This is a genomic window from Herbaspirillum sp. Her3 (assembly GCF_057961275.1).
In genome coordinates this window covers 3,047,123-3,058,798 of sequence record NZ_CM176328.1, presented here as the reverse complement: position 1 = coordinate 3,058,798, position 11,676 = coordinate 3,047,123, and the positions used below count along the sequence as shown (strand labels likewise).

At 59.0% G+C, this 11,676-nt stretch carries 5 protein-coding genes; 4 read left to right on the top strand and 1 reads right to left on the bottom strand.

The features are described 5' to 3' along the window. Positions 1–513: 513 nt before the first annotated feature. The 3 genes from ACVC5H_RS13935 to glgB all read left to right on the top strand — a co-directional run bounded on the left by ACVC5H_RS13935 (position 514) and on the right by glgB (position 9,863). Complete coding sequence (locus ACVC5H_RS13935; RefSeq protein WP_489618450.1) at positions 514–3,879, top strand: alpha-1,4-glucan--maltose-1-phosphate maltosyltransferase; 3,366 nt, start codon at positions 514–516, stop codon at positions 3,877–3,879. 1 nt (position 3,880) lies between these two features. Continuing rightward, a complete protein-coding gene (gene treS / locus ACVC5H_RS13930; RefSeq protein WP_489618449.1) occupies positions 3,881–7,387 on the top strand; it encodes a maltose alpha-D-glucosyltransferase in 3,507 nt (1,168 codons plus the stop codon). Between the two features lie 115 nt (positions 7,388–7,502). Beyond that, on the top strand, positions 7,503–9,863 hold the full coding sequence (gene glgB, locus ACVC5H_RS13925; protein WP_489618448.1) for a 1,4-alpha-glucan branching protein GlgB: 2,361 nt from the start codon (positions 7,503–7,505) through the stop codon (positions 9,861–9,863). A 118-nt stretch (positions 9,864–9,981) separates the two neighbouring features. Here the strand turns inward: glgB and ACVC5H_RS13920 are convergent, their stop codons facing one another. Continuing rightward, positions 9,982–10,281, bottom strand: a complete 300-nt coding sequence (locus ACVC5H_RS13920; RefSeq protein WP_489618447.1) for a hypothetical protein — start codon at positions 10,279–10,281, stop codon at positions 9,982–9,984. Positions 10,282–11,017: 736 nt separating this feature from the next. On the opposite strand from ACVC5H_RS13920, the gene ACVC5H_RS13915 reads away from it, so the two are divergent. Then, entirely contained in the window at positions 11,018–11,578 is a 561-nt protein-coding gene (locus ACVC5H_RS13915) for a hypothetical protein (protein WP_489618446.1), read from the top strand. Positions 11,579–11,676: the final 98 nt, after the last annotated feature.

The following is an 11,676-nucleotide window of genomic DNA, read 5'->3' as shown; positions in this document are numbered from 1 at the left end:
AAATTCCCCATTGCCAATGGCCCGCGAAGAAGGCAGGGCACCGCGCCGGTCGCCCACCACAATGGGCTTGTCGGCAGCACCGGCAGCAGGGCGGCGATGGCCGTCTTGATGACTCTTCTGGTGATGTGCATGGCCTGTTCCTGGCTTTAATGGCCTGCCCAAGATGACGTGGCTGCTGAGTATGCAAAGCGCCAGGGGCTTTCCCAACAACCGTTTTTGCAATCTCCTGCTGATGCGGATTTCGTCGTTGGCCGCTGACGTGCCAGCACGTGCGGGATGACGAAGGCCGGCGTGGAGCTCTTCTGTCGGCGCTGCCAGTGGAGGATCTTCGAGTGCCGATGCATCAAGCGTGGTAAGGGGGCATGGCTTCGGGAGGCAGCATCCTACAAGGGTATGAGTTGCTGTCCGATGTCTGCGCGCCGCCTGCATTGCTAACTTGAGCCAGGGCCGTGGCTTGAGTACGCATGAGTAATGGCCTCCCTGTAGGCATCAACAGCAAAGAGAGAATAGGCATTGGAAAATCCTCCCCTCCACGATTTTTCTCCGCGCATCTACTGCGTTGACCCGTTCCTTGTGGCGCCGGCCGATTGGGACGATGTGCTGGCGCGTGGCGCAGCGATGGAGTTCAACCATGTTCTGCTGTGTGGCGACGAACAAGGGGTAACAGACCTTGCCCAGATCGCTGAGATTGTCAAGCTCTGCAACGTGTATCGGTTACGTCTGCTGGTGGACCTGGCGCTGACGCGGTATCACGCTGATGAGCCTGTACTGCATGAGCATGCCGAATGGTTTGCAGTGCGGCCCGGTGCCGAAGATTCGGATCCCTTGCCTGACCCTCGGCATACCATCACCATGCGGACGCCGGAGACCAAGCTCATCACGTGCAGGCCGCGTTTCGAAGATCCGGCCGTCGCCGATGCCGTGCTCGACTGGTGGACGACGCGATTGCGTGGACTCCTTGATGCCGGCGTGACCGGATGGCGCTGCCTGGAGCCGGCGAGTGTGCCAGTGGATTTCTGGGCCCGGATTTTTGTAATGGCGCGCAGCGTTCGTACGGACTGCTGCTTCCTCGGGTGGACGCCTGGCTGTACCCATGCTCAGCTTGATGGACTGGCGGGCAGCGGCTTTGATGCGGTCTTCTCTTCCGGGGCGTGGTGGGACTTCCGCGCTCCCTGGTATTTCCGCGAATACAAAAAGCTCTCAGCAATAGCGCCCATACTGGCGTTTCCTGAAGATCCCTCTGGCCCCCGGTTGTCCCGTCTACACGGTTTGCGCGACCTGCGAATGCGGCGTGCGGGCGCGCTTCGGGCCCTGCATTTTGCCACCCTCAGCGCGGCCGGGTGGATGATGCCGATGGGCTTTGAACATGGCCTCACCGATTCGCTCAGCGTGGCGCACGGGGCGGGCAGTGCTACCCGATTGACCACGCCGGAGGCTTACAAGCAAGCATGCGCCGACGCTGATCTTGATTTCAGCAACGAAGTAACGCAAGCCAATCGCGCCCTGGCGCAACGAGGCCAAGTATTCAGTTTGACGCCACTGAGTGCAGCTGACTCGCCATGGCTACTCATGGAGCGCCGCGACGCCTCATCGGACAATGGCGTGCTGATTGCCGTCAATACCGATCTGGAGGCGGCGATGCGCATCAGCGATGACGGCTGGTATCAGCGCCTGCAAGGCGGCGTCGTGCAATGGCAGGGAGAAGAACTCGTACTGGCGCCCGGTGCCGTGAAGGTGCAGACCCTGGAGGCGCCGCGACGCGTGCTCGGTGAGCTCGATCACGTCACCCCTGCGCCAGATGACATGCGCTCCAGCCGCATTGCCATTGAATGCGTTTCCCCTGCCGTGGATCAGGGTGCCTTCGCTGCCAAGCGTATCGTCGGAGAGCATTTCATCGTGAGCGCCGACATCTTCATGGATGGGCACGATCATCTTGCCGCTGAAGTGCTGGTGCGAGCGGCCGACGAAGTGCAGTGGCATCGCGTTCCCATGCAGCTCGGTACCAATGACCGCTGGCAGGCGCGTTTGTCCCTGGCGCGCATGGGGCGGCATTACTTCTGCATCCAAGCGTGGAGCGATATCTTTGAAACCTTCCGCGATGGCCTGCAGAAGAAGATGGCGGCCGGACAGGATGTTGCGGTAGAGCTGGAAGAAGGGCGGCTACTCATCGCCGGCTTGGTAGATCGCGGTGTGGAACAGGACGTCGATCCGATCGTGCTGGAACGCGGCGTAGCCTTGCTCAAGGCACTGGGGCCTGCGCTGTCGAAGTCCAGAAGGAGCGCCAAGCGGCAAGCTGAGATCGATCAAGGGCTGGCCTTGCTGTGCAGGGACGATACCAGTCAACTGGTGAAGCAGTTGACGGACCTGTCGGGTGCACGTGCCTTCCTGACCCGCAGCGCCGCCGAATATCCGCTGGAGGCCGAGCGCAGCGCCGCCTTGTTTTCCAGCTGGTACGAGCTGTTTCCCCGTTCCCAGAGTGGTAGCGCCGATGTCCACGGCACCTTCGATGACGTCATCGCGCGCCTGCCCGCCATTCGTGCGATGGGGTTCGATACGCTTTACTTCCCGCCCATCCATCCCATCGGGAAAAAGCACCGCAAGGGAAAGAACAACAGCGTCACTGCCGGGCCAGAGGATCCCGGAAGTCCTTATGCCATCGGCAGCAAGGAAGGCGGGCACGATGCCATCCATCCGCAACTGGGGACCTTCGAAGACTTTGCACGCCTGCGCGCCGCCGCCGCCGCACACGGTCTGGAGCTGGCGCTGGATTTCGCGATTCAATGCTCACCGGATCATCCGTGGCTCAAGGCGCATCCGGGCTGGTTCGCCTGGCGTCCCGATGGATCGATGCGCTATGCCGAGAATCCTCCGAAGAAATATCAGGATATCGTCAACGTCGACTTCTATGCCGACGACGCCATCCCTGATCTCTGGATCGCCCTGCGCGACATCGTGGTCTTCTGGGTGCAGCAGGGTGTCAACGTATTTCGTGTCGATAACCCGCATACCAAGCCGTTTCCCTTCTGGAAGTGGATGATCGATTCCGTGCGCAGCCGGTATCCGCAGGTGATCTTCCTGTCCGAAGCATTTACCCGTCCCAAGCCGATGTACCGCCTTGCCAAGGCGGGCTTTTCGCAGTCCTACACGTATTTCACCTGGCGCCATGGCAAGCAGGAGCTGATCCACTATCTGAACGAACTGACGGCGGATAAGGGTGAGGACGCTCAGCCGCGCGATTTCTACCGGCCGCATTTCTTTGTCAACACACCGGACATCAATCCGCAGTTCCTGCAGCGATCAGGACGGGCGGGCTTCCGCATCCGTGCGGCCCTCGCGGCCACCTTGTCCGGGCTGTGGGGGGTGTACAGCGGCTTCGAGTTATGCGAGGCAAGCGCGGTGCCGGGCAAGGAGGAGTATCTCGATTCCGAGAAATACGAAATCCGCAGCTGGGACTGGCAGCGCCCGGGCAATATCGTTGACGACATCACGCGCCTGAACCAGATCCGTACCGAAAATCCCGCCTTGCAGACGCACCTGGGCGTGCGTTTTCTGACGGTGACCAACGATCAGATCCTTTACTTCGTCAAATCAACCGCAGCCATGCCGTCAGGCTCATCTGCCGATCAGAACACCACGCGCTTCGGCGATAACACCGTATTGGTAGCCATCAATCTGGATCCTTTCCAGACGCAGCGGGGCGAAATCGAGTTGCCGCTCGCAGGATTCGGCCTGCCTGAACACGGTGAACATGCCTGCCTCGATGTGGTGGATCTGCTGGGCGAACAACGCTTCAACTGGTATGGCAAACATCAGTCCATCGTGCTGGACCCGCGTGAGCGGCCGTACGCTATCTGGCGCATTCGGGCAGGGGAGACATGAGATGAAAATCGATAACGAGAGCAAGCTTGCGCAACAAGCGGCTCCGCTTGAACAACATGCCGGCCAGGCAAAATCTCAGGCCCGGGAAGGGAAGGGCAGCAGCCGAAAACGCGCCGGCAGGACGAAACCGGCTGGAAGTGGGCTGCAATTCACTCGCGATCCGCTCTGGTACAAGGATGCCGTCATCTACCAGATTCACGTCAAATCCTATTTCGACGCCAACGATGATGGTATCGGGGATTTTGCCGGGCTGATCCAAAAGCTGGACTACATCGCGGGGCTCGGGGTCAATACGATTTGGCTTCTGCCTTTTTATCCGTCACCACGCCGCGACGATGGCTACGACATTTCTGAATACAAGAACGTGCATCCCGACTATGGGAACATGAGCGACGTGCGGCGCTTCATCGCCGCAGCCCATGACCACGGCCTGCGCGTCATCACCGAGCTGGTCATCAACCATACCTCGGACCAGCATCCCTGGTTCCAGCGCGCACGCCGGGCACGCCCAGGCTCGGTAGCGCGCGACTTCTACGTCTGGTCGGACGACGACAAGAGCTACGGCGGCACGCGCATCATTTTCGTCGACACGGAAAAATCGAACTGGACCTGGGATCCGGTCGCCAAGGCGTATTTCTGGCACCGCTTTTATTCGCATCAGCCTGATCTCAATTTCGACAACCCGCACGTACTGAAGGCGGTGCTCAATGTCATGTCGTTCTGGCTCGATCTCGGCATCGATGGTTTACGCCTGGATGCCGTGCCCTATCTGATCGAGCGCGAAGGAACCTCCAACGAAAACCTGCCGGAAACGCACGCCATCCTGAAGCGGATTCGCGCCGAGATGGACCGCAACTATCCGGACCGCATGTTGCTGGCCGAAGCGAACATGTGGCCGGAAGACGTGCAACAGTACTTTGGCGACAACGACGAATGCCATATGGCCTTCCATTTCCCCCTGATGCCGCGCATGTACATGGCGCTGGCCAGTCAGGATCGTTTCCCCATTACCGATATCCTGCGCCAGACCCCGGACATCCCGCCCGACTGCCAGTGGGCGATTTTCTTGCGCAATCACGATGAGCTGACGCTGGAAATGGTGACCGATGCCGAGCGGGACTACCTGTGGAACTTCTATGCCCCGGATCGCCGGGCCCGCATCAATCTCGGTATTCGCCGACGACTGGCACCGCTGGTGGAGCGGGACTGGCGCCGTATCCAGTTGCTGAACAGCTTTCTGCTGTCAATGCCCGGCACGCCCGTCATTTATTACGGCGATGAAATCGGCATGGGTGACAACATCCACCTCGGCGACCGCGACGGCGTGCGTACACCGATGCAATGGACGCCAGACCGTAACGGTGGTTTTTCGCGCGTCGACCCGGCGCGGCTCGTCTTGCCGCTGCTGATGGATCCGCAATACGGTTACCAGACGATCAATGTCGAAGCACAAAGTGCGGACCGCCACTCCATGCTCAACTGGATGCGCCGCTTGCTCAGCGTGCGCAAGCAGCACCAGGCGTTCGGGCGCGGCAGCCTGGCGCTGGTCTATCCCAGCAACAGGAAAATCTTCGCCTATTTGCGGGAATTCACCGATCCGGCGCCAGGTGGTGTGACCGAGACCATCTTGTGCGTGGCCAACGTATCGCAATCGGCACAGGCCGTGGAACTGGACTTGTCGGCCTTCGCCGGGCGCATTCCGATAGAGATGATGGGCGGTGCTGCATTTCCGCCCATCGGGCAGTTGAACTACCTGCTGACCTTGCCACCTTTCGGCTTTTACTGGTTCTTGCTGGCCCCGGAGGCCAATATGCCCTCATGGCATGCAGCGACCCCGGAGCCGCTGCCCGAATACGTGACATTGGTGTTGAGGAAGGGCGTGCAGGAGATCATGGATCAGCCTGCGCGCGCACTGCTGGAGCGGGAGGTCTTTCCACACTATTTGCTGAAGCGCCGCTGGTATGCGGGGAAGCAACGGCATATCGAGCGGGTGGAAATGATGGAAACAACCACCTTGCCGATGTCCAGGACCCGGCCCGGTGCCTTGCCGATCGTGCTGACGGAAATTGACGTCCACAGCAGCGGGGCAGCGGGTGAAGCGGAAAACGCGGAGCGCCATGCCATCCATCGCTATTTGTTGCCGCTGGGTTTCATCCGCGAAGAGGATACGATCTCTGCATTGCCGCATCAACTGGCACTATCGCGGGTGCGGCGCGGCCGCAATGTAGGTTATCTGACCGATGCCTTTGCGCTCGACTCTTTCATCATCGCGGTGCTGGAGCTGCTTGCCGACAGCGCCACCATCAAGACCCGCTCCGGACAGCTGCACTGCACTCCCACCAAGGCGTTCGATCCGGCCATTCTCGGCACTGCACTGGAATTGCGCCGCATCACCCAGGAGCAGTCCAATAGCTCGGTGGTCATCAACAACGTCATGATGATGAAGGTGCTGCGGCAGGTCCAACCAGGCATCCATCCGGAAATCGAGATGGGGCGCTATCTCACCGAGCACGGGTTCGCCAACGTGGCAGCCACCTTGGGCGAGGTGGTGCGGGTCGACGCTGATGGAAAGCCCTACGCGCTGATCGTGTTGCAGCAGTACATCGACAATCAGGGCGATGCCTGGCAATGGAGCATGGATACGCTGGAGCGTGCGATTCAAAGTGAAGCGCTGGACCAATCCCGTCAGCCCCCTGGCCGGGATGCACAGAAGATGGACGACAACTCCGCCCTGGCCGAACTGGTGACGTTCTCGCGCTTGCTGGGCCAGCGTCTGGGGGAGATGCATAGTCTGCTGGGTCAACCCAGCGATGATCCTGCCTTCGATCCCGAAACCATCCTCCAGCCTGTCTGGACGGAATGGGCGCAGGCAGCGGTCCGGCAATTCGATGCTGCGTGCGACATCCTGCGCAAAAAGGAAGAATGGTCCAACGCCGACGATGCGCAGCGGGTCAGCCGCTTGCTGGACCAACGCGCAGCCTTGCTCGAGCGGATCCATCAGCTGGCGCAGGCCGCAGAAGGGTCGCTTGGCATGCGCCTGCATGGCGACCTGCATCTGGGTCAGGTGCTGATTGCTTTCAATGATGTCTATATCGTCGATTTCGAAGGGGAACCGGCTCGTACGCTCGAGCAGCGCCGCGCAAAAGGAAGCCCGATGCGCGATGTCGCTGGCTTGTTGCGCTCGTTTGATTATGCGGCCGCCTTTGCTCACACCATCGGCCCCAGTGATCTTGACGAGACTGCTCTCGCCTGCAAGGCCAGGATTCTGCAGAGCTTCGCGCCGGCCTGCAAGGCAGCGCTGATGGAAGGCTACCGCCTCGGCAATCCGTTGCTGGAGCAGAGCCTGCCGCTGACCGCACAAGCCGAGCTTCTGGATTTGTTCACTCTGGAAAAAGCGGCTTATGAGATTTGTTACGAGGCGGCCAATCGCCCGACCTGGATGCATGTTCCGCTCAACGGCCTGTGTGTCATAGCGGATCGGATCCTGGGACAGGAAAGCGGCGTGTAGTCCATCGTCGCGGCCCGGGACACTACTGATCGACAAAGGAGCAGGAATGGTACGGCCACGAAGCAAGAGCATCACTGAAGCCTCAGCTGATCAGCCATCGGAAATCTCTTTGGATATGACATTGGCCACCAGCCTGCAGGAAGGACGGTTGGGCGACCCCTTCGCGTTGCTGGGGCCACGGGAAATATCCGACTCCACAGGTGCCGGGACTCGGAAAGCCAAACAAAAACGGTTGCGGCTTTGCTGCTATTTTCCAGGCGCTAGCGCTGTGCAGGCGGTTTCAAGGTCGCCCGACGCGCCCGGTGCGCTTGGACCATTGTTGGGCAATTTGCCTGAATGGTCGCCGAGCGCCGACCCGGCCCAAGCGCATGAAAATGCGCGCCCGCACAGCGGGATTTTTTGCGGCGACGTGACGTTGCCGACGCAGGATGGGCAGCCTGCGATTCCCTATGTCTTTCACGTGACCTGGCCGGGCGCTGGCGGTGCCGAGGTGGTTCAGATTACTGAAGACACCTACGCCTTCGGCCTGTTGTTGAGCGATTTTGATCTGCATCTTTTTCGCGAAGGGCGGCATCGGCAGCTGGCACGCTGTTTCGGATCGCAAGTCATGGTGATCGATGGCGTGGCAGGCGTGCGTTTTGCGGTCTGGGCTCCCAATGCGCAGCGCGTGTCGATCATCGGCGATTTCAATCAATGGGATGGCAGGCGCAATCCCATGCGTCTGCGTCAGAGTGCCGGCGTGTGGGAGCTGTTCGTTCCGCGTTTGGGTGAGGGCGTGCTTTACAAGTATGAAATCATCGGCCCGCGCGGTGAACTGCTGCCTGCCAAGGCCGACCCGATGGCGCGCGCAACGGAAGCCCCTCCGGCCACCGCCTCCCGCGTTGTCGATGACAGAAAACTGGCCGCCGGCCGCCGCTGGCAGGATGGGGAGTGGATGCAGCAGCGCGTGCAACGGCAGGCTCGGCAGGCGCCGATGTCGGTCTATGAAGTCCATCCGGCCTCCTGGATGCGGGTGCTGGAGGAGGGCAATCGAAACCTTGACTGGTACGAACTGGCGGACCGGCTGATTCCCTATGTCAAGGGCATGGGCTTCACGCATGTCGAGCTGCTGCCGGTGATGGAACATCCGTTTGGCGGCTCATGGGGGTATCAGCCCTTGTCGCAGTTTGCACCCAGCGCCCGCTTCGGTCCGCCGGGGGATTTCGCCGTCTTCGTGAATGCCTGTCATCGCGCGGAAATCGGCGTTCTGCTCGACTGGGTACCGGCGCATTTTCCATCGGACGCGCATGGCCTGGCGTATTTTGATGGCACGCCCTTGTATGAACATGGCGACCCGCGCGAGGGTATCCACCAAGATTGGAATACGCATATTTATAACTTCGGGCGGCATGAGGTGCGCGGATTCCTGATCGCCAGCGCGCTGGAATGGCTGGAGCATTTTCATGTCGACGGCCTGCGCGTGGATGCGGTTGCATCGATGCTTTATCGGGATTACAGCCGCAATGCCGGAGAATGGGTGCCCAATATCTATGGTGGCCGGGAGAACCTGGAAGCCGTGGATTTCCTGCGCGAGCTCAACCAGACTGTGGCCGAGCGCTGCCCCGGGGCGCTGATGATCGCCGAGGAATCCACGGCCTGGCCCGGCGTCACGGCGCCGGTGGAGAAGGGCGGATTGGGATTTTCCTACAAGTGGAACATGGGCTGGATGCACGATACGCTGCGTTACGTTGAACGCGACAGCATCCACCGGCGCTACCATCATCACGACCTGACTTTCGGTATGGTCTACGCGTTTTCGGAAGCCTTTGTGCTACCGATCTCGCACGACGAAGTGGTGCATGGGAAGGGCACGCTGCTGCAGAAGATGCCAGGCGATTCGTGGCAACGTTTCGCCAATTTGCGGGCTTATCTCGGCTTCATGTGGACGCATCCGGGGAAGAAGCTGCTGTTCATGGGTTGCGAATTTGCTGAAAACAATGAGTTCAACCCTGACCGGTCTGCGCAATGGGATCTGCTGGATGATGTTCGTCATCGTGGCGTCCAGCGGCTGGTACGTGATCTGAACCGGTTGTACGCATGCACCCCGGCCTTGTATCGTCACGACACCGAGGCGAAAGGGTTTACCTGGGTGGTGGGTGATGATGATGTGAACAGCGTATTCGCGTATCTTCGCCATGCAGCCGGAGATACCGACGGAACCGCTTCTCAAGGCATGCACACCGGTAACGCGCCAATATTGGTGGTGGTCAACATGACGCCGGTGCCACGTCACCACTACCGGATCGGTGTGCCACCAGGTGAGGCCAATCAATATCGATGGGAAGAAATTCTCAATACCGATGCTGATGTCTATGGCGGCAGCAACCTGGGCAATGGCGGTTGCCTGACGGCGCAACCGGAAGCTTCTCATGGGCAATCCAGCTCGCTGGTGCTGACCTTGCCTCCGTTATCGACCTTGGTGCTGCGGCGATGTTAAAGAGGTTTCTGGGTGGGCCAGCCGGTGCCAGCTCTCTTTTTTCCTGTCAGTCCGGCTCGACGGACGAGCCAGGCGCTAGCATCGGAACCGCCGATTGCCGTTATTCAGCAAGAGGGCCCTAGTGCTTTTCCCCGTATTCCACACGAAGCATATGGTCAGCATAGTCAACGGCTGACTCTATTACTCTCCTTACATGTTGCCCCTTTGGCTCCATGTCATCCAACGACTGTCTCGCCAGCTCGAAATAGACAGCAAATACCTCTGTCGGGGCGGCACCAGTTGCCTCCATTGAAATTAAACATTTACGTACTGCATAACGCACTAGCGCCAGGGGCAACTCCTCCTTTTCGGACATTTCGCCCAAGCTTTCCAGTACCGCAAAGTGGCGAATTCCTATCCTCCGCATGTTCTTCTTCATTAATCGCTCCAATGATCGGGTAACACGTTACCTGTGCATCGAAGAAGCTGCCATCAGGAAAAACCGGGCGAGAAACAGAAGATTCCCCTGGCCGGTCTCGGTGAAGAGGGAATGATGCGAAACCGGCAGATACAGAATTTCCTCCGGCTGGCTCCAGGATGGAAAAAAGGCTGTTCTACGGCCGTGGAATGGCATCCCGGCTGCGACCTCTTTCCCAGGAAATTTGCAGCCTAAGTTGCCCATGTTGAAACCTCGGTCCTGCTCATCACAGCGAGCCGGAGACCGGGGCGGTAGACGTGGCCGGGTTCGGAATCATCCGACGCTGGTGCATCCGGGTCGCAGTTAGAGAAGAGAAATTGCCCACCAACGGGACATCTCTCGCGACACGGTTCGTCGCTACATTCGCTCTAACGCGATCGAGCCGTGGTATCCCGCCAGGGCAGCGCAAGCGCCCTTGATCTGTTCACGACTCGATTCTCTACTTGGGCACCTTAAAGATATCAAATTTATTGTTCTGTGGAATCCCTCTTTTTTTTAAATTTTGTATTTTTTTGACAAAATAAAAAAGTAGATCGTGCTAAAAGTACAGTTAAGTTGTATTATTTCTATTTAAAAATGCTGAATATAAAAAATATTAAAGTTTGCAGCGACTGGTTTTGTAACCTTTTTGAGAATTTTTAGCCTCCTTTCAATCAATGCACTGTCGGTGAGGGCGGGCTAGCAATCAGTGAGACCCATGGTGCCGGATGTGCTCAACACCGAGGTCCTGGTTGTGGTCGGGGCGTCGAACAAAGCATTGAGGCAGGTTGATCTGGGGCGATCAGGAATCGGGGAACGCTTGCTTAAAACAAAAATGGATGAATTGCGACTTGAGGAGCGATTCCATCGGCTCAATTGGCTGGCTGCCGAATTGTTGGACGTCCCTATGGCATGGGTGAAACTTTTTCCGTCGGACAAAGTAATTTTTCACGGCGTGGCCGGCTTGCCAATTGACGATAACTCGTATCCGCACGCGTTCATCAGCTTCGCGCTGATGCATGCAGGTGTTCTCGTAGTTCCGGATGCCAGCAGGGATCTGCGCTTCTGTCATGAACCGCTGGTCGTCAACTCGCCGTTCGTCCGGTTCTTTGCGGCTACCCGGCTGCTTTCGGTGGATGGGACGCCTTTCGGAGGACTCTGCGTCATGGACACCGAACCACGGATGTTTCGGCTGCGCGAGAGGCGCGCTTTCGAGGGGCTGGCCATGATAGCGGCTGACTTTCATCAGCTTTGTCAATTGGAGCGTCCGTCGCATTGACTGGAACGAGGTGTACGTGGGGTGGTACTGGCGCTGCGTGAATGGCTCAAGGCGGTGGCCGCCATCATGGACCCGCCGGAACAGATCACGGCTATGCG

Coding starts and splice junctions, on each gene's coding strand:
- treS (WP_489618449.1), top strand. CDS start 3,881: ATGAAAATCGATAACGAGAGCAAGCTTGCGCAACAAGCGGCTCCGCTT.
- ACVC5H_RS13920 (WP_489618447.1), bottom strand. CDS start 10,281: ATGAAGAAGAACATGCGGAGGATAGGAATTCGCCACTTTGCGGTACTG.
- glgB (WP_489618448.1), top strand. CDS start 7,503: ATGACATTGGCCACCAGCCTGCAGGAAGGACGGTTGGGCGACCCCTTC.
- ACVC5H_RS13915 (WP_489618446.1), top strand. CDS start 11,018: ATGGTGCCGGATGTGCTCAACACCGAGGTCCTGGTTGTGGTCGGGGCG.